This window comes from Streptomyces sp. NPDC002386 (assembly GCF_053593175.1).
Genome location: NZ_JBSFBX010000007.1, coordinates 121,830 through 140,802 on the forward strand (window position 1 = coordinate 121,830; position 18,973 = coordinate 140,802).

16 protein-coding genes are annotated in these 18,973 nt (G+C 74.5%); 12 read left to right on the forward strand and 4 right to left on the reverse strand.

The genetic code is table 11. The features are described 5' to 3' along the window. The first annotated feature begins 172 nt into the window (after positions 1-172). From ACWCPN_RS16385 to ACWCPN_RS16395, 3 genes are read left to right on the forward strand one after another with little or no spacing between them, the layout of a single operon-like run. Positions 173-1,906, forward strand: coding sequence for a diacylglycerol kinase family protein (locus ACWCPN_RS16385; RefSeq protein WP_451206306.1), 1,734 nt, complete (start codon positions 173-175; stop codon positions 1,904-1,906). Continuing rightward, positions 1,906-2,859: a YihY/virulence factor BrkB family protein gene (locus ACWCPN_RS16390; protein ID WP_451206308.1), complete on the forward strand. Its 954-nt coding sequence runs from the start codon at positions 1,906-1,908 to the stop codon at positions 2,857-2,859. Before ACWCPN_RS16385 ends, ACWCPN_RS16390 begins: the two co-directional genes overlap by 1 nt. Beyond that, a complete protein-coding gene (locus tag ACWCPN_RS16395; protein WP_451206311.1) occupies positions 2,860-3,642 on the forward strand; it encodes a phosphatase PAP2 family protein in 783 nt (260 codons plus the stop codon). 48 nt (positions 3,643-3,690) lie between these two features. On the opposite strand, the gene ACWCPN_RS16400 is transcribed toward ACWCPN_RS16395, so the two are convergent. Next, entirely contained in the window at positions 3,691-4,056 is a 366-nt protein-coding gene (locus ACWCPN_RS16400; RefSeq protein ID WP_451206313.1) for an STAS domain-containing protein, read from the reverse strand. 390 nt (positions 4,057-4,446) lie between these two features. Here ACWCPN_RS16400 and ACWCPN_RS16405 point away from each other — a divergent pair, with 390 nt between their 5' ends. The 6 genes from ACWCPN_RS16405 (at position 4,447) to ACWCPN_RS16430 (ending at position 13,750) form a co-directional block, all read left to right on the forward strand. Further along, complete coding sequence (locus tag ACWCPN_RS16405; protein WP_451206316.1) at positions 4,447-8,619, forward strand: SpoIIE family protein phosphatase; 4,173 nt, start codon at positions 4,447-4,449, stop codon at positions 8,617-8,619. Further along, the gene (locus ACWCPN_RS16410; protein ID WP_199212340.1) at positions 8,619-8,927 is read left to right on the forward strand and encodes an STAS domain-containing protein; all 309 of its coding nucleotides are present in this window, start codon (positions 8,619-8,621) and stop codon (positions 8,925-8,927) included. Before ACWCPN_RS16405 ends, ACWCPN_RS16410 begins: the two co-directional genes overlap by 1 nt. 114 nt (positions 8,928-9,041) lie before the next feature. Continuing rightward, the gene (locus tag ACWCPN_RS16415) at positions 9,042-9,440 is read left to right on the forward strand and encodes an STAS domain-containing protein (protein WP_451206319.1); all 399 of its coding nucleotides are present in this window, start codon (positions 9,042-9,044) and stop codon (positions 9,438-9,440) included. A 206-nt stretch (positions 9,441-9,646) separates the two neighbouring features. After that, the gene (locus ACWCPN_RS16420; protein ID WP_451206322.1) at positions 9,647-11,866 is read left to right on the forward strand and encodes a SpoIIE family protein phosphatase; all 2,220 of its coding nucleotides are present in this window, start codon (positions 9,647-9,649) and stop codon (positions 11,864-11,866) included. Between the two features lie 85 nt (positions 11,867-11,951). Continuing rightward, positions 11,952-12,731, forward strand: a complete 780-nt coding sequence (locus ACWCPN_RS16425; protein ID WP_451206324.1) for a HEAT repeat domain-containing protein — start codon at positions 11,952-11,954, stop codon at positions 12,729-12,731. Next, positions 12,725-13,750: a MerR family transcriptional regulator gene (locus tag ACWCPN_RS16430; protein ID WP_451206326.1), complete on the forward strand. Its 1,026-nt coding sequence runs from the start codon at positions 12,725-12,727 to the stop codon at positions 13,748-13,750. Before ACWCPN_RS16425 ends, ACWCPN_RS16430 begins: the two co-directional genes overlap by 7 nt. A 20-nt stretch (positions 13,751-13,770) precedes the next feature. On the opposite strand, the gene ACWCPN_RS16435 is transcribed toward ACWCPN_RS16430, so the two are convergent. Then, positions 13,771-14,586 carry a hypothetical protein gene (locus ACWCPN_RS16435; RefSeq protein WP_451206330.1) on the reverse strand — a complete coding sequence of 272 codons (816 nt, stop codon included), beginning with the start codon at positions 14,584-14,586 and terminating at the stop codon, positions 13,771-13,773. A 192-nt stretch (positions 14,587-14,778) separates the two neighbouring features. Here ACWCPN_RS16435 and ACWCPN_RS16440 point away from each other — a divergent pair, with 192 nt between their 5' ends. From ACWCPN_RS16440 to ACWCPN_RS16450, 3 genes are all read left to right on the forward strand, one after another. Beyond that, the gene (locus ACWCPN_RS16440) at positions 14,779-15,282 is read left to right on the forward strand and encodes a hypothetical protein (protein WP_451206332.1); all 504 of its coding nucleotides are present in this window, start codon (positions 14,779-14,781) and stop codon (positions 15,280-15,282) included. Between the two features lie 74 nt (positions 15,283-15,356). Further along, positions 15,357-16,529 (forward strand): histidine kinase, encoded by a 1,173-nt coding sequence (locus ACWCPN_RS16445; RefSeq protein WP_451206334.1) that lies wholly within the window; start codon positions 15,357-15,359, stop codon positions 16,527-16,529. After that, positions 16,517-17,164 carry a LuxR C-terminal-related transcriptional regulator gene (locus ACWCPN_RS16450; protein ID WP_451206337.1) on the forward strand — a complete coding sequence of 216 codons (648 nt, stop codon included), beginning with the start codon at positions 16,517-16,519 and terminating at the stop codon, positions 17,162-17,164. Before ACWCPN_RS16445 ends, ACWCPN_RS16450 begins: the two co-directional genes overlap by 13 nt. 5 nt (positions 17,165-17,169) lie before the next feature. On the opposite strand, the gene ACWCPN_RS16455 is transcribed toward ACWCPN_RS16450, so the two are convergent. Both ACWCPN_RS16455 and ACWCPN_RS16460 read right to left on the reverse strand, forming a co-directional pair. Continuing rightward, positions 17,170-17,877, reverse strand: a complete 708-nt coding sequence (locus tag ACWCPN_RS16455; RefSeq protein WP_451206340.1) for a thioesterase II family protein — start codon at positions 17,875-17,877, stop codon at positions 17,170-17,172. A 101-nt stretch (positions 17,878-17,978) separates the two neighbouring features. Beyond that, positions 17,979-18,968 carry a beta-ketoacyl-ACP synthase III gene (locus ACWCPN_RS16460; protein WP_451206343.1) on the reverse strand — a complete coding sequence of 330 codons (990 nt, stop codon included), beginning with the start codon at positions 18,966-18,968 and terminating at the stop codon, positions 17,979-17,981. Positions 18,969-18,973 lie beyond the last annotated feature (5 nt).

An 18,973-nucleotide genomic window follows, 5' to 3' on the forward strand; every position in this document is an offset into this window, starting at 1 on the left:
GGGACGCGGATGTCCGGGAGACACCAAGCCGCCCCCCCCCGGTCAGGACCCCGGTCAGGACCCCGGTCAGGACCCCTGGTCTGCTCTGCGGCCCAGCGGGCATACGGCGAAGAGCCGGAGCGGACAGCGTCCGGTGAACTCCGTCGCCAAGCGCCGAACCAGAGGGGGACTCATGTCGACTGCCGCACCCGGAAGACCCGCCGGGCTTTCCGGGGAGAGCCCCGGCGGGGAAAGCGGAGCCGAGGGCGGGGGCCGCCGCGTGCTGCCGCGCGGAACCGGCTGGTCCATCAGGTCGATCGGTGCCTTGACGGTCTGTCAGGCCACCCTGATGGTGGGCCTCGGACTGCTGATCACCGGCCCCGCCCGTCACCTTTGGCCGCTGACCGCCGAGGACGGCGTCAACGAGTCCCTGGCGCACGCCCGTACGGCCACCCTGACCACCCTGTCCTCCATCGCGTCGGAGGCCGGGAACACCATGACGGTGATCGCCGTCACGCTGGCGACGTGCCTGGGCCTGATCCTGATACCCCGGCTGCCGAGGTGGCGGGAGTCCGTCTTCCTCGCCGTGGCCGTGTCCCTGCAGTCGGCGGTCTTCCTGGTCATCACGTTCGCGGTCGACCGGCACCGCCCCGAAGTGCACCGGCTCGACGGCTCCCTGCCCACCTCCAGCTACACCTCCGGCCACACCGGAGCGGCCACCGCTCTCTACGGCGGCCTGGCCGTGCTGGCGGCGTCCCGGCTGCGCGGACCGTGGCGTACCGTCGTGGTCTGCCTGCTCTGCGCCGTCCCCCTCCTGGTCGGACTCGCCCGCCTCTACCGGGGCATGCACCATCCCACCGACGTCGCCGGCGGCCTCGTCAACGGAAGCCTGTCGCTGCTGATCGTGGGACGCGCCCTGCTCACCGAAGGACGCGTGACCGCTCCCCCCGCCGGCACGCCCGTACCGGCCCCCGCGGCCGGCGAAGCGCGGCGCGATCCCGGCAGCACCGCCGTGATCTTCAACCCCACGGTCACCGACCGGGCCGGTCGCGAGGCGCTGCGCCGGGTCCTGGAACAACACGGCCACCACGCGCCGGTGTTCGTCGAGACGACCGCCGACGACCCGGGAGGCGGCCAGACGGCCGGCGCGATCCGCGACGGCGCGACCCTCGTGGTGGTGTGCGGCGGCGACGGCACCCTTCGCGCGGCCGCCGAGGCCCTGGCCGGCAGTGACGTGCCGCTCGCCCTGGTGCCCTGCGGTACCGGCAACCTGCTGGCCCGCAACCTCGGCCTGCCGCTGGCGCCGGCCGACGCCCTCGACGCCGCGCTGCGCGGCACGGCCCGTCGCGTCGACCTCGGGCGCATCGAGGGCGACGGCCTGGCCCCGGCGCACTTCGCCGCCATGGCGGGCGCCGGACTCGACGCCGCGACCATGCGGCGGGCCAACGCGAACGACCGCGCCAAGTCCCTCCTCGGCTGGCCCACCTACGTGCTCGCCGTGCTCCGCGAGATGCGCGGCCCGCGCACGGGTGTCAGCGTCCGTCTCGACGGCGCGCCCGCGCTGCGCCGCACCGCCCGCATGGTGCTGGTCGGCAACATCGGCAGCGTCCAGGGCGGGGTGACCCTCCTTCCGGCCGCCCGGCCCGACGACGGACGGCTGGACCTGCTCGTCCTGGACCCGCGCGGGATCGCCGGCTGGCTGCGCGCCGTACGGACGCTGCTGCGTCCCGGGAAGGCGGCGTCCGAGCGGCACGGGGACGAGGCCGGCGTGCCGGTGGAGTTCCACACCTTCCGCCGCGCCGAGTTCGTCTTCGACGACCCGCAGCCCCGCGAGCTGGACGGCGACCCGGTGGACTCCGGCCGGCGCCTGACCGTGGAGGTCCGTCCGGGAGCCCTGACCATGCTGCTGCCTTCGCGGGAGAAGTGATGGGCACCGCCATGAAGGTCCCGGAGACGCGGGACATGAGCGGGGAGGAACTGTCCGGCGACGAGGCATGGGCGGCGCTGCGCCGCTACGGCGGCTGGTCCCTGCTGCGGGACGTGTTCCTCCGCTTCCGGTACGCCGACGGCTTCACCCACTCCCGGGCCCTCGCCCTGCAGACGGTGCTCGCCCTCATACCCCTGAGCATCGCCTTCGTCGGGCTCTCGACCAGCCTGCACACCGAGAACGTGGGCAGGCTGGCCGAGCTGACCATCCACCGGATCGCCCAGGGACCCAGCGCCCACGTCGTGGACGACGCCCTCGACCGCAGCCGGCGCACCGCGGGTGACGGCGCCGCCGTCGCCCTCTGGTTCGGCGCGGTCTTCTCGCTGGTCAACGTCACCACCGCGATGTGCCAGATAGAGCGGGGCGCCAACCGTATCTACGGCAACGAACGCGACCGCCCCTTCCACCGCAAGTACCTGCGCGGGCTGCTGATGTCCGTCGGCGCGGGCCTCCCGCTCGGCCTCGGCTTCATCGTCATGATCGCCGGGGACGACCTGGCCTCGGCGGCGGTGACCGTCTACCACCTCGGCAGCGGCACCCGGGCGGCCTGGGACATACTGCGCTGGCCCTTCGGGCTGCTGCTCGCGCTCATCTCCGCGAGCACCGTCTTCCGCCGCTCACCGCGCCGCAAGCAGCCCGGCTACACCTGGCTGGCCTTCGGCGCCGCCGTCTACCTGGTGCTGTGGATGACGCTGACCTGGCTGCTGAGCCTCTACCTGGACCTCAGCGGTTCCTTCGACACCATCTACGGCCCCCTGAGCGCCTTCATGTCCCTGCTGCTGTGGGCCTACCTGACCTCGATCGCCCTCTTCCTCGGGCTCACCTTCGCCGCGCAGCTGGAGGCGGCGCGCGGCCGCCGCCCCAGCCCGGTCCAAGCAGACCCGGGAGTCTGAATGCTCAAGCCGACCGCACTCCGCACCACCCGCGAACGCCGCGTGCGGGCCGACCGCAGGTACGGCGCCCGGCTGCTGGGCGGCGCCGCCCTCGCCGCCGTCGCCGCGGTCGCCTTCGGGCTCCTCCTCACCCTGGTCGAGGGCCAGTGGCGGCCTCTGCGGCACCTGGACACCTCCGCCGCGCGGGACCTGCACGCGTACGCCCTGGGCCATCCGGGGTGGACGGACGTGCTGCACCTGCTGTCCGACCGGATCTGGGATCCCGTCACGCTGCGCGCGGCCGTCGCGCTGCTGACGGGGTGGCTCCTGTACCGCCGGGCCTGGCGGCTGGCGGCCTGGGCGGCGGTGACCGCCGTGGCCGGGGGACTGGTCGGACTGCTGGTGAAGATCGTGGTGGAGCGCGCCCGGCCCGCTCTGGACGACCCGGTGGCGCACGCCGCGGGCTACTCCTTCCCGTCCGGCCACGCGATGACGGCGACCACGTCCTTCGCCGTCTTCATGCTGGTCCTGGCGCCCCTGGTGCCGCGGGCCTGGCGCATCGCCGGCTGGTGCGTCGCCGTGTTCTCCGTCCTCGGGGTCGGTTTCACCCGGGTCGCCCTCGGCGTGCACTGGTTCAGCGACGTGCTGGGCGGCTGGCTCCTGGGCGTGGCCGTCGTCGCCCTCACCGCCTGGGCCTTCGAGGCCTGGCGCGCCGACGCCGGGCGGCGCCGCACCCCGGTGAGCCAGGGGCTGGAGCCCGAACTCGGCGAGGCGGAACCCGAACCCGGACCGCCGGGCCGCTGACCGGCCCGCCCCCGCGCGCGACGGGCGCGGGGGCGCGACCCTACGCTGTCAGTCCGGGTCCAGGGCGCCGAGCGCCTCCTCGACGCTGGCATGCAGGGTGAGGAGCTGGTCCAGCCCCGCCACCCGGAAGAGCTGGGCCATGACCGGGCTGAGCGCCGCGACCGAGAACGACGAGCCCGCCTCCGCGGCGCGATGGTGCGCGGTGATGATCTCGGTCATCCCGGTGGAGTCGCAGTAGTCGAGGCCCGAAAGGTCGGCGATGACACCCGAGCCGGGGCCGCGCAGCAAGTCCGCGACGGCCGCACGGAGACGGAGGCCCGTGTAGTGGTCCAGCTCTCCCGCCAGACGCAGCACCACCAGCCCCGACGGGTACGGTCGTGTGCTGATGGAGAGAGCGCCCTCTGTCTCGTTCAACGGGTCCCCTGTGAGGTGAGTCGGACACGCCGGGGCGACGGACCGCGTTCCGGCGGCCGACGCGTGCGAGGGGTGCGACTCCCGCGTCCCGTGCGCATCCATGGCCATGCGCTACCCGCACAGGTATCCCGATTCGCCTGGATCATCCTCCGGGATCCCGGCCGATCGCCTCCCGGTACCCGGACCGCCCCCGCGGACCGGGCCTTCCCGGCGTCTGAGAGACTGCCTGCGAGGTGCGGAAGCCGGCACCCACGAGAACCGGCGGGAAACCCACCGGGGTGGGGCGGCGATCACGGGGCAGACAGGACATGGGCACGCGGTCGGTTCGCCCCGCGTGCGCGTTCGGCATGATTCGGCCCGGTCACGGGCCACCATGAGGGGACGGGTCGCGTGGGTCGTTCGGGCGAGGCTGGGCACGGACCGCATCCCGCGGGTGAGGACGGCGTGTTCGCCGCCGACCGCGAGGTGGGCGCGGACCTGGCCGACGTGGACTGGGCCGCCACGCCCCTGGGCCCCCCGGGGCAGTGGCCGCAGAGCCTGCGGACGGCCGTCAGCATCCTGCTGTCCTCGCGTTTCCCCATGTGGATGGCCTGGGGCGAGCAGCTCACCTTCTTCTGCAACGCCGCCTACCGCCGTGACACGCTGGGCCGCAAGTACCCGTGGGCGCTGGGGCGGCCCGCGAGCGAGGTGTGGGCGGAGGTCTGGGCCGACGCCGGCCCGCGCATCGAGTCCGTGCTCAGTACGGGCGAGGCCACCTGGGACGAAGGACTGCTGCTGCTCCTGGAGCGTTCCGGCTACAGCGAGGAGACGTACCACACCTTCTCCTACAGCCCCCTGCGGGACGACACCGGCGATGTCGTGGGCATGCTGTGCGTGGTGAGCGAGGACACCGACCGGGTGATCGGCGAGAGGCGCATGGCCACGCTGCGCGACCTGGGCTCCGATCCGAGCGTGATCCGCACCGAGCAGGAGGCGCTGAACTTCGCCGGCCTGCAGCTGCGCCGCAACCGCAAGGACCTGCCGTTCACCCTGACCTACCTGTTCGACGGCGACACCGCCCGGCTGGCCGGAGCGAGCGGCGTCCTGGCCGGCCACCCGGCCGCGCCGGCCGTCCTCGCGGTCGACGAGCCGGGCGGTGTGTGGCCGGCCGCGGCTCCGGCCGCCGGCGAGGCGGCCCTCGTACCCCTGACCGGGGACGCCTTCGCCGGGCTGCCCACGGGTGACTGGCCCGAGCCCCCCGTGCGGGCCCTCGTGGTCCCGCTCCTGCGGCAGGGCGACGCCCCCTACGGGTTCTTCGTGGCGGCGCTCAACCGGTACCGCCTACTGGACGAGGGCTACCGGGGGTTCGTCGAGCTGGCCGCGGGCCACATCGCCTCCGGCATCGGCAGCGCCCGCAGCTACCAGGCCCAGCAACGGCGCGCGGAGGAACTGGCCGAACTCGACCGGGTCAAGACCGCCTTCTTCTCCAACATCAGCCACGAGTTCCGTACTCCGCTGAGCCTGATCATGGGCCCGGTCGAGGAACTGCGCACCCGGCTCGCCGATGCGCCGGACCCCGTGCGCCAGGAACTCGACGCCATCCACCGCAACGGGCTGCGGCTGGGCAAGCTGGTCAACACCCTGCTGGACTTCTCCCGCATCGAGGCCGGCCGGATGCAGGCCCGGTACGAACCCGTCGACCTGGCCGCGGTCACCGCCGAGCTGGCCAGCGTCTTCCGCTCGGCCATGGAGCGGGCCCAGCTCGCCTTCGACGTGGACTGCCCGCCTCTGCGCGAACCGGTGTACGTCGACCGCGGCCTGTGGGAGAAGGTGGTCCTCAACCTGCTGAGCAACGCGCTGAAGTTCACCTTCCACGGTGCGGTGCGCGTCGCGGTGCGCGAGACGGGCGGCCACGCCGTGGTCACCGTCGCCGACACCGGGACCGGCGTGCCGGAGGAGGAGATGCCGCGGCTGTTCGAGCGCTTCCACCGCATCGGCAACGCCCGCTCCCGCTCCAACGAGGGCAGCGGCATCGGGCTGGCCCTGGTGCAGGAACTCGTCGGTCTGCACGGCGGCACGATCGGCGCCGAGAGCACCGAGGGCGAAGGCACCACCTTCACCATCCGGCTGCCCTTCGGCACGGCCCATCTGCCCCCGGACTGCGTGTCGCCGGAAGCGGCCGGGGCCGCGGAGCCGGCCGGCGCCGCCGACCCCTACGTCCTGGAGGCCCTGCGCTGGCTTCCGGGCGGCGGCACCGAGGGGACGGCCGACGGCCGGGCGGACCGGGCCCGGACGGACACCACCGGGTCCGCACCCGCGGACGCGCCGCGCACCCGGGTGCTCGTGGCCGACGACAACGTCGACATGCGCGAGTACCTGACGCGCATCCTCGCCGGAGCGGGGTACGAGGTCACCGCCGTCACGGACGGGGTGGAAGCGCTCGCCCGCGCCCGCCGCGACCTCCCCGACCTCGTCGTCAGCGATGTGATGATGCCCCGGCTGGGCGGACTGGAACTGGTGGCGAGGCTGCGCGGTGACACCCGCACGGCCTCGGTGCCCGTGCTGCTGCTGTCGGCCAGGGCCGGGCAGGAGGCCTCCATCGAGGGGCTGGGGGCGGGCGCCGACGACTACCTGGTCAAGCCCTTCGCCGCCGCGGAACTCCTGGCCCGCGTGCGCGCGAACGTCGAACTGGCCCGGCTGCGCGGGCACCACGTCCGCTGGCGGACGGCGCTCATCGACTCCCTGCAGGAGGCCTTCTTCGTCTGCGACGAGTCGGGGGCCGTCGTGGAGCTCAACGCCGCGTTCACCGACATCCTCGGGTACGGCCCGGAGGACCTGCCCTACGCGCCCGTCCAGCCCTGGTGGCCGCGGGCCACCGCCGACCCCGAGGCACACCGCCTGGCCGCGGACGCCTTCGCCGGCCTGCTGGAACGCGACCAGGGCTCCTACACCGTCCCCGTCGACCACCGGGACGGCCACCGGGTGTGGATCGCCGTCACCTACAACAAGGCCGAGGACCCCGACACGGGGCGGCGGGTCACCGTCGGTACCTTCCGCGACGTCACCGCCGAGCACTACGCCGTGCAGCGCGACACGGCACTGGCCGCGCTGAGCACGTCGCTGTCCACCGCGGCGAGCCTGCCCGAGGCGCTCGCCGGGGCCCTGGGGCAGCTCAAGACCCTGTGGCGGGCGCGGAACGTGTTGGCCGCCGTCTTCGGGCACGACGACCCGCCGGTCGTCACCGCCACCGACGCGGACACACGGTGGGAGGACGTGCCCGAGGAGCGGCGGGACGCCCTCGCCGCGCTGCGCCGTCAGCCCTCACTCGTCCCGGTGCCCGAGGACGGCGGTGCCGGCGTTCTGCTGGAACACCCGGACGGGCCGCTGGTCCTGTGGATCGACCTCGGCGAGCACCGGCCCTTCACCGCCGAGGACCAGCTCCTGCTCTCCCTGCTGGCCGGGCACCTCGCGCAGGGCCTGGTCCGGGCGCACCAGATCGACCAGCAGCGGGAGACCGCGATCGCGCTGCAACGCGCCATCCTCGGCCCGGCCCGGCTCCCGGACGGCTTCGCCGTGCGCTACGAGCCCGCCACCCGCCCGCTGGAGGTGGGAGGCGACTGGTACGACACCGTCGCGCTGCCGGACGGACGGATCGGCATCGTGGTGGGCGACTGCGTCGGACGGGGCCTGCAAGCGGCCGCCGTCATGGGCCAGCTCCGCAGCGCCTGCCGCGCGCTGATGCTGCGGGACGCGGGCCCGGCCCGGACGCTGATGGCCCTCGACCAGTTCGCCGCGAGCGTTCCGGGCGCGCTGTGCACCACCGTCTTCTGCGGTGTCCTCGACCCCGGAACCGGAGAGCTGGTCTACTCCAGTGCCGGACACCCGCCGGGCATCCTCGCGCAGCCCGACGGCGTCACCCGGCTGCTGGACGCGGGGCGCTCCCTGCCGCTGGCGGTACGGCCGGGCAGGGAACGCCCGGAGGCCGCGTGCACCCTGCCCGCGCGGGCCACGCTGCTGCTGTACACCGACGGACTCGTGGAGCGCCGCCGGCGCCCGCTCAGCGCGGGGATCGACGAGGCCGGCCAAGCGGTGCAGGACGGCCGCGACGCGCCCGTCGACGATCTCGCCACGCAGGTCATGGCGAGGCTCGCGCCGGCCGGCGGCTACGACGACGACGTGGCCCTGCTGCTCTACCGCCATCCGGCGCCGCTGGAGATCTCCTTCCCGGCCGAGTCCGCCCAGCTCGCCCCGGTCCGCAAGGCGTTGCGTAGCTGGCTCGCGCAGTGCGGTCTGCCACCGAACACCGTGCAGAACGTCCTCGTCGCCGCCGGGGAGGCGTGCGCCAACGCGATCGAGCACGGGCACCGGCAGGCCCCGGGAGAAGCCGTGCGGCTGCGGGCCGAGGCACGCGTCGACGACCTGCGGCTGACGGTGGCCGACAGCGGCCGCTGGAAGGTCCCCGAGCCCGACCGGAGTGCCCACCGCGGCCGGGGCGTCGGCCTCATGCGCGCCATGATGCAGCACGTCAGCATCACCCCCGGCCCGTCCGGCACCACCGTCGACATGCAGATGAGGATCCCCTGATGACCGCACCCCTCACCCTCACCGCCGGCAGACGCCCGGACGGCACTCCACGGCTCACGGTCGGCGGCGAGATCGACATGAGCAACGTCGGCTCCCTGGCGGAAGCCCTGGACGGCGGCACGGGCCCCCTCGTCCTGGACCTCACCGCCGTGGAGTACCTCGACAGCGCGGGGCTGAGCGTGCTCTTCGCCCACGCCGACCGGCTGGAGCTCGTCGTCACGCCGCTGCTGGAGCCCGTCCTCACCGTCTCCGGCCTCTCCGACCTCGTCACCGTCCACGTCCCCGGCGACGACGCGCCCCGGCCGTGACCCGCGACGCGGCGGGCCCCGGCTCCGTGGATCCCGTCCCGGCCGCCGACGAGGGCGTGACCGCCCCCGCGCACCCCACCACCGCCCGAGCCTCCAGACAGGAGTGATACCGACGTGACCGACATCCTCGACGTGACCGTCCGGCACACGAGCGACGACACCGCCGTCGTCACCGTTTCCGGAGACGTGGACCTGCACACGGCGGCCACCCTGCACACGCATGCCGTGACCCTGGTGGCACAGGGCGTCCCGCACCTCGTCCTCGATCTGGCACGGGTGGACTTCGTCGACTCGACCGGCCTCAGCACCTTCATCGGCCTCCTGCACACCACCCGGCAGGCGGGCGGCTCCCTCCGGCTCGCCGACGTACCCGACCGCCTCGCGCGCATGGTGACCATGACCGGCATCTCCGAACTGCTCCCCGTCCACGCCACCCTCGCCGAGGCGCTGGCCGGGCGGGCCGCCGAGGGCACCCCGGCGCGCGCCGGGGAAGGCGCCGGTGCCGGTGGCTGACGCCGGCCGCCGTGCCACGACCGTGCCGCGGACGCCCGGCCGCCGCGTCCCACGGCCCCGGTGCCCGTGCCCGGACGCGCCCGGGTTCCGCCCCGGGACGCGTGGACCGGGCCTCACGGTGCATAAGACCCTGCGTGGGGCTTTCACCGGTGCGGTGGGAGACGATGGTCCGCAGGGGATCCAGGACGACCGGCGAGGGGGGCGAGATGACGATCGAGCGTGAGCGGCGGTCGGCGGGCGGCGAGCGCCGGCCCGAGGCGGCGCTCGACCCGGGCGACGACCTGTCGCTGCTGTTCGGGACGTCCACCGCGCTGTTCGCCTCCATGGCGGGGCCCGCGCACGTCCTGGAGGCGGCGAACCCGGCCTTCTTCGCGGCCATCGGCGGCGGGCATCGGGAACGCACCGGTGTACCGCTGGCGGAGCTGATGCCCGAGCTGGCCAACCAGGGGTTCATCGGACTCCTGGACCAGGTGTACCGGTCGGGTGAGCGGCACGTCGGCACCGACGCCCGTGTCGTCATCGGCGTCGGCGACCACGCCGCCGAGGCGTTCTTCGACTTCACCTACGAGGCGCGCCGCGACATCGGCGGCAACGTCATCGGCGTACGGATGATCGGCGTGGAGACCACCCAGGTCAAGCACGCCCGGCGACTGGCCGCCGAACAGCGTGCGCTGCTGGAGCAGATAGCCCGGCAGGCGCCCTTGCACGACGTGCTGGACGGTATGTGCGGGGCGATCGAGGAGCTCTGCCCCGATGTGATCGTCTCGGTCCTGCTGGCCGACGAGGACGGGCGCCACCTGCGTCACGGTGCGGCTCCCAGCCTGCCGGACTTCTACAACCAGGCCATCGACGGTATCGCCGCCGGCGAGGGCGTCGGCTCCTGCGGCACCGCGGCGCACCGGCGCCGGGCCGTGATCGTGCCCGACATCGCCGCCGACCCGCTGTGGGACGACTTCCGCGGCCTCGCCGGCCGGGCCGGGCTCGCGGCCTGCTGGTCGACGCCGATCCTGGCCCGCGACGGCCGGCTGCTCGGTACCTTCGCGATGTACCACCGCACACCCCGCGCGCCCCAGGACACCGACCTGGCGCTCGCCCGCGCCTTCGCCGACACCGCCGCCCTCGCCATCGAGCGGCACCACATCGAACAGGCCCGGCGGGCGGCGGACGCGCGGGAGAAGGCGGCCCGCGACGACCTCGCCTTCCTGCTGACCGCGAGCACCGCGCTGTCCGGCGGACTGGACGAGCGGCAGACGCTGCACCGACTGGCCACCCTGGCCAGTCCGGCCCTGGCGCCGCTGGTCGCGGTGGACGTGGTGGAGAGCGGACGTGTGGTGCGGGTGGCCACCGCCGCCCCGACCGAGCAGGCGCGCACCCTGCTCGCCTCCCACGCCCCGGCCCGCTGCGCCGAGGACGACGCCGTCGCCCGGGTCCTGGCCTCCGGTCTGACCGAGGTGGCCCGCCGCACCCCCACCGGCCCCGGCCCCTGGCGCGACCTGGGCGTCACGGGCTACGTGTGCGTGCCCCTGATGGACCGCGGCCGACCCTTCGGCGTGCTGACCCTGCTCTCCACGGACGGGCACTGCTTCGACGGACACCGGGTCGCCCTGGCGGAGGAACTGGCCCGCCGCACCGCCTCGGCCGCCCGCGACGCACGCCAGTACGCGCAGCGTGCGGCCCTCGCCCGCGACCTGCAGACCGGCCTGCTCCTGCCCGACCTGCCCGACGTCCCCGGCGCCCAGCTCGCCGCCTTCTACCACCCGGCCGGTGAGGGGCTGGAGATAGGCGGCGACTTCTACGACGTGTTCGACCGCGGCGACGGCAGCTGGGCCTTCATCCTCGGGGACGTCTGCGGGCGCGGTGCCAAGGCCGCCACCACGACCGCGCTGGTCCGCCACACCGCGCGCGCCGTCGCCCCTCTGCTGGACGACCCCGTCCACGTCGTCCAGGCCGTCGACAAGGCGCTGAACGACCGCCACAGCCACCAGAACAACGGTTTCGTCACCCTCGTCTACGGCCACCTCGTACCGGCCTCCGACGGGCTCGACGTCACGCTCGTCCGGGCCGGTCACACGCCGCCCCTCCTGCTGGACACCGGTCACGCGGTCGGCACGGTCGAGGCGTCCGGCGGGCTGCTCGGTATCGGCATCCCGTCCAGGCCCACCGCGCGCCGCCTCACGCTCCGCCCGTCCGAGAGCCTGCTGCTGTACACCGACGGCATCACCGAGTGCCGGGCCGCCGGCACCGAGCAGTACGGCGACACCCGGCTGGCCAAGGCCCTGGCCTCCGCTCCGCGCCGGCCGAGCGCGGCCGACGTCGTGCGGACCGTGGCGGACGACGTCCGCGGCTTCATGGCGGGCCGGGACGTGGAGGACGACCAGGCCGCTCTCGTCATCACCGCCGCCGGACCGGAGCCGTACGGCGGCTGACGCGCCGGCGCCGACTGCCGGCCGGTCGGCCTTCTGATCCGCCGGTCACGGGTTGACCCTGACATGGTGACAAGGTGTCCCCTGGGTGCAGGAGGTGGTCCCGATCGACCCCACAGACGGAACCCCGCGGCGCACCCGCGTGGACAGTGCCCTGAGCGCCGAGGACTCCTCGGTCCGGCTGCGGGCGGCCCTGGCGGCCGGTACGAGCCCCGACCCCGGTCTCCTGGAGACGCTCGTCGCGCGGTGCGCGGTCGAGCCGGACTTCTTCGTGCGGGACATGCTGTCCTGGGCGCTGACCCGCCTGCCGCCGGAGAGCACCCTGCCGCGGATCCGGCGGGAGCTCGGCTCCGGGCGCGCCCAGGCCCGCGGTCAGGCGCTGCACACGCTGTCCAAGATCGGCGACGGGAGCGCGTGGGCCTGGATCACCCGCGACATGCTGCGCGACGCCGACGACGAGGTGGCGCGGACCGCGTGGCGCGCCGCCGTCGTCCTCGTCCCCGGGGACGAGAAGGAGAGCCTGGCCGGCGAACTGCTGACGCAGCTCGGCCGTGGTGACCGGGAGGTGCGGCTCAGCCTGAGCCGCGCCCCGGTGGACCTGGGAGACGTGACCGCGCCCCTCCTGGAGCGGGCCGCCGCGCACCCCGACCCGGTGGTGGCCACGCACGCCCGCGCCACCGAACTGCTCCGGCGGGCCCCGGAGACCGGATTCGACGCGGCCGTGGAGGAGGCGGCACGAGTCGTCGCTCTCGGCCCGGCACGGGCGGAGGCCCTGGCGGCCGGGAAGGACGCCGGGAAGACCGGGGAAACCGGGAAGACCGGGGAGCCCGTCGCCACCATGGGACCCGTGGAGAACGCCGAATGCTGATCGGCGAGGTCGCCCGGCGCTCGGGCGTGAGCACTCGTATGCTCCGGCACTACGACGCCCTGGGGCTGGTGCGGCCGACCGGTCGCACCGTCGGCGGCTACCGCGAGTACTCCGCCGAGGACGTCCGAAGGATCTTCCACGTGGAGAGCCTGCGGTCCCTCGGGCTCTCGCTCAAGCAGATCGGGCGCGCGCTGGAGGACCCCGCCTTCACACCGTCCGCCCTGGTCGGCGACCTCATCCGGTGGACGGAGGACCGCCTGGAGCGGGACCGGGAGCTGCTCGAACGGCTCCGCGCCGTCGACGCCTCGGCGCCCACCGGCTGGCGGGACGTCCTGCGCATCGTCGAACTGATGCAGGGCCTCGGCTCGGCCAGCGCAGCGCGCAGGCAACAGGCCGTCCTGGCACGGCCGGAGGACGGGCCCGTTCCCGCCGAGCTGCTGGCCCGGGCGGTCCTCGCCGAGTCCGACCCCAACGTCGCGGGCGCGCTGCGCTGGGCTCTCGCCCGGTCCGGCGGCGACGGCGTGGCGGCACTGGCCGCCGGCGCGCGCTCGGAGGACGCGGGCGTGCGGCGGCGCGCGGTGCTCGCGCTCGCCGGGACGCCGAAGGCCCCGGGCGCGACAGCGGTGCTCGTGGACGCGCTGGCGGACCCGGACACGACGGTGCGCGGGCACGCCGCTCTGGCGCTGGGCAGGCAGGGCGTCGCCGGGACCGTGCCGGTGCTCGTCGGCATGGTGGTCGAGGGCGCCAACGACGTCGACGCGGCGGAGGTCCTGGGCACCCTGTCCCGGGACTTCGGACACGAGAACCGGATCCTGACCGCGCTGGTCGGCGAACTCGCCGCGCCCACCGCGGACTCCGCCACGCGGATACGCCTGACCCAGGCGCTGGTCGAGCTGCCGCGGACCGTCGCGCAGGAGCCCCTGCGCCGACTGGCCCGTGACGACGACCCCGCCGTCGCCCTCGTCGCCTCGGCCTTCGTCACCGTGCTCGACGAGCGGTGCCCCGAGAACCCGGCGTGACCGAACCGGTGCGGCCGCGATCATCCGTAGCCGAACACCGCCGCCGCGCCACGGCCCGCCCGTACGTCCAGGCGGTCGGCGGCACGGGCGTCCTCCAGGCCGTCGGCCGTGCGGACGTCGGCGTACGGGGCGTGGGCGCCGACCCGGTACCGGGAACCGGACGGCACCGTGACCTGCACCGCCCCTCTGCCGATGACCACGGAGAGGGTGTGCGGAGCGCGGGTGAAGCGCATGCTCGCCGAACCCGCCCCGACCGTCGCGCGGACCGTCGGTGAGGTCAGCCCGCTCGCCCGGATCGCGCCCCGGTCCGTACCAACCCGCAACGGCCCGTGCGCGTCCGTCACCCGCAGGGTCGCGGTGCCGCCGCTGAGGTCCAACGGTCCCCGCAGGCCCCGCAGATCGGCCAGTCCCGAGGTGAGCCGGGCGGTGACCGGGACGCCCGCCGGGATGTGCAACTCCACGACCAGCGCGGGGGAGAGGCCGTCCAGCCAGCTCTGCGCCGGCTCCGCCAGCCGCACGTGCAGCGTGTCGCCCTCCCAGGTCCTGTCCACCCGGGGCGCCCGGCGCGTCCACGACCGGGTGCTGCGCATCGTCACCTCGTCCGCGCGGCCGGGCCGCACCAGCACGGAACCCCCCGCGCCGTCGATCCGGACCGCCGCCACCCGGTGCCGCACGCGCACCTCGTCCGTACGCGTCGTGGGGTGCAGCCGCAGCCAGCCCCACACCACGAGGGGGGCCAGGACGACCAGAGCGGTCAGTACGGCCGCCACGCGCCAAGTCCCGCGCCGCGTCGGCCAGGAGAGCACGTCCGGTGACGGTCGGTCGTCGGCGGGCATGCGCACGATGATAACGGCCCTCCCACCCGGCCCCTGGCGTCGGCGCAGGTCAAGTCCATGGTGAAACCAGTACCACCATCAAGTCGGGTAGCGGGGTTACTGTTTCCGGCCGCCCCGCGGAGCATCCTCGATCACGTAACCGGGAACGAGCGGAAGCCCGATCCCCGCGGTGTCGAGTGAGGAGCGGCTGTCGTGGTCACCACCGAGCAGATCATGGGAACGGCCGGCGTCCTCCGCACCGCCCGCACGCCGGCCGGACGGCGGCGCCCGCGAGGCGCCGCCTCCCCTGGGCCGGTCGCGGCCCGGCGCGGGGTGTCCCCCGTCACCTCGCGCCGGGCCGGTCCCGTCCTGCTGGGCCTCGGCCTGGCGATGATCCCCTGGGTCGTGTGGCTGCACACCGAGCTGCCCGCCACCGCGCACGCCGCGCACTGGGCCTGGACCTGGACCGGCCTCGACGTCCTCGAAGGCCTCGGCCTCATCGCCACCGGACAGTTGCTGCGCCGGGGCGACGCCCGCGCCTCGCTCACCGCGGCGGCCACCTCGGCGCTGCTCGTCATCGACGCGTGGTTCGACACGATGACCGCCGCCGGCGGGCAGGACCTGCTCACCGCGGTGGCCATGGCCCTGGGCGCGGAGCTGCCGCTCGCGGCGGTGTGCGCGTTTCTCGCCTGGTCCAGGTTCCCGCGGGTGAGGTGAGCGGCCGAGGAGTGCCGGGTCCGCCTCCTCACCGACGCAGGCTTCGGCCGCCGCTGCCGGGATACCGTGTCGTCATGCCATCCACGTCCGGGTTACGCGGCCGACTCGGCAGGATTCGCCGGCACACCGCGTTCCTGACCGCCGGGGTGCCCCTGCAATTGACGGCCTTCTGGCTGGCGTTGGCCGTCCTGCCGGCGCCCCCGCTGACCGAGGTGCACCGCCACCGGTTCCGGGCGATGCTCGAGGTGGCCATCCCGCCCGCGACGAGCCCCGGGCACGCGCCGCGCGGGCTGCGCGAGCGGATCGCCTCACCCCTGATCCGGCGTCAGCTGACCTACCACCTGTTCGTCGGTCCGCTGGTGGCGCTCGGCGCCCTGGCCGTGCTGGCCCTGTGGGCCGTCGGCGTCACGGCGATCACCGTCCTGCTGTGGATATGGGCCCTGCCCCCCGAGTGGCGCATCGACCACCGCGGCTACCTCAACAAGGCCGCCTACGTCTCGGCCGGCGGCCTGCTGGTCCTGCTCACCGCGGTGTGGCTGACCGGGATACTGGTGCGCGCCGACACCTACGCGGGCACACAGCTGCTCGGCCCGAGCCGCACCGAGCTGCTGCGCCGCCGCATCGAGAACCTCTCCGAGAGCCGGGCCGGCGTCGTCGACGCCGCCGACCTCGAACGCCGCCGCATCGAGCGGGACCTGCACGACGGCGCCCAGCAGCGGCTCGTCTCCCTCGCCGTCAACCTGGGCATCGCCAGAGCCACGTTGCGCGATCTGCCGCCCGAGGCGTTGAAGGTCATCGACGAGGCCCACCGGGAGGCCAAGGAGGCCATCACCGAACTGCAGGACCTGGTGCGGGGGCTGCACCCGGCGGTACTCGAGGACCGCGGCCTGGACGCGGCCCTCACCGGTCTCGCCGCCCGCGTGCCCGTGCCCGTGCGGCTGTCCGTCCGGCTGGAGCCGCGCCCGCCGGCGACCGTGGAGGCCGTGGCGTACTACGTCGTCTCCGAGGCGCTGACCAACGTCGTCAAGCACGCCCGGGCCTCCCAGGTGGCCGTGCGTGTCGAAGGAAAGGCAGACACCATGTCCGTGACCATCGTCGACGACGGGGTCGGAGGTGCGGACCCGTCCGGCGGGACCGGGCTGACGGGCCTGGTCAAGCGGGTCGCCTCGGTGGACGGCACGCTGTCCATCGACAGCCCCGCCGGCGGTCCCACCACGCTGGAGGTGGAGCTGCCGTGCGCGCGGTGATCGCGGAGGACTCCGTGCTGTTGCGCGTGGGTCTGGTCAAGGTGCTGGAGATGGCCGGCTTCGACGTCGTCGCCGAGGCCGGGGACGAACCCGGCCTGCTCGCCGCCGTCGAGGAGCACCGCCCCGACATCGCCGTCACGGACGTGCGGATGCCGCCCGACCACAGCTCGGAAGGGGTCCGCTGCGCGCTCGCGATCCGTGAGCGGTGGCCCGGCACGGCGGTGCTGCTGCTGTCCCAGTACGTCGAGGAGCAGTACGCCACCGATCTGCTCGCCAAGGACACGGCGGGGCTCGGCTATCTGCTCAAGCAGCGCGTCGCCGACGTCGAGGAGTTCGTGGAGGCGCTGCGCCGGGTCGCCGCGGGCGGCACGGCCCTCGACCCGCAAGTGGTCTCGCAGCTCCTGCTGCGCCGCCGCAGCGACCCCCTGGAGCGGCTGACGTCACGGGAGCGGGAGGTGCTGGAACTGATGGCCGGCGGCCGCTCCAACCTCGGCATCGCCCAGCAACTGGTGGTGAGCGAGAGCACGGTCGCCAAGCACATCAACAACATCCTGGCCAAACTCGACCTCCCCAACGCGGACGCGGACCACCGGCGGGTGCTGGCCGTCCTGCGCTTCCTCGGCATCGGGGAGTGACCGCCTCACTCCGGGGCGCACCGCGCGGCGACCAACTCCAGCAGCGGCCCGGGGGAGGCGGCGAGATACATGTGCTCCCCGGGCAGCTCCACGGCCTCGAAGCCACCGGCCGTGGCCGCCCGCCAGCCGTCCATGTCGTCCGGTGAGGCGAGCGCGTCCTCCTCGCCGCGCACCGCGGTGACCGGGACCGTCAGCGGCTCGCGGTCCCGCCACTCGTAGGTCTCGTGCATCCGCACGTCGGCCCGCAGCGCGGGCATCATCAGCTCCCGCAGCTCCGGGTCCCCGAACGCCTCGTGCTGATACCCGGCGAATTCCTTGACCCGCTCCAGGAACGCCTCGTCGTCCCGGATGCCGGTCGCCCGCAGCTCCGGGGGCGTGCGGGGTACGACGGGCGTCCCGCTGACGAACAGGCGCACCACCCGCGGTCCCCCCACGCCGAGGAGCCGCCGGGTCAGCTCGTGCGCGACCAGCGCGCCCAGGCAGTGGCCGAACAGCGCGACCGGACCGCCGTCCGGCAGCAGTTCGAGCACCTGCGGGACGAGCCCGTCGGCGGCATCGTGGACGTCGGTGTACGGATCCTCCAGGATCCGCCGTTCCCGGCCCGGCAGGAGGAGCGGGAGGACGTCGACGCCGGGGACGCCGACGGCGTCCCACGCGGTGTAGAAGCTGGCGCCGGCTCCGGCGAACGGCAGGCACAGCAGCGGCGTGTTCATGAGGCAACCTCCGCGGGGGAGTTCGGGTCGGGGGACGTCGGGGGAGGGCGCCGGGGGAGGGCGGGGAGCCCCGGCGCGCCGGGGAGCGGACGGCCGTACGGTCACGGCAGCCGTACCACCTGCGCCGCCCAGGAGAGCCCGGCGCCGAACCCGGCGAGCAGCGCCCGGCCGCCCGGAGGCACCTCGCCGGTCTCGCGCAGCCGGTCCAGGGCGAGGGGTACCGAGGCGGACGAGGTGTTGCCCGCGTGGGTCACGTCCCGTGCCACGGCGACGTGGGACGGAAGGCCGAGCCGGTCGGTGAGTGTGTCCGTGATCCGCAGGTTCGCCTGGTGCGGGACGAACGCCGCCAGGTCGGCGGCCCGTACGCCGGCCGCCTCCAGGGCCCGCCCGGCGACCTCGGGCATCTTTCCGACGGCCCAGCGGAACACCTCGGGCCCCGCCATCCGCATCGTCGGCCAGGGAACCCCCGGATCGTCACGGTGTTCCACCCAGGTCGCCGAGTGCTGGATGAGATGACGCCGCTCACCGTCGGTTCCCCACACGGTGGGGCCGATGCCGTCCTCGGGGCCCGGCCCGACGACCACGGCGCCGGCACCGTCGGCGAACAGGATCGCGGCGGAGCCGTCGTACGGGTCGACGATGTCGCTCATCTTGTCGGAGCCGATCAGCAGCACGTGCTCGGCCGTGCCGGCGCGGACCAGCCCGTCCGCCACTCCCAGCCCGTAGCAGAAGCCGGCGCAGGCGGCGTTGAGATCGAGGGCGGCCGACCCCGTGCCGAGGCGGTACGCCACCTCGGGGGCGCCCCCGGGGCTCTGGCGGACCTGGGACATGCTGGTCAGCAGCACCATGTCCACCCGGCCGGGGTCGATTCCGGCGTCGGCGAGCGCCTTGCGGGCCGCCTCGGCCGCCATGTCCGTCACCGTCTCGTCCGGCTCCGCGTAGCGTCTTTCGACGATGCCGGTACGGCGCCGGATCCAGGAGTCGGCGCGGCCCGTACGCGCCTCGATTTCGGCGTTCCCGACAATCCGCCGTGGCCGGTAGGCGCCGATTCCCAGGATGCGGGCGCCTCCGACGGGCCGTTGAGTCGTCATGGCGA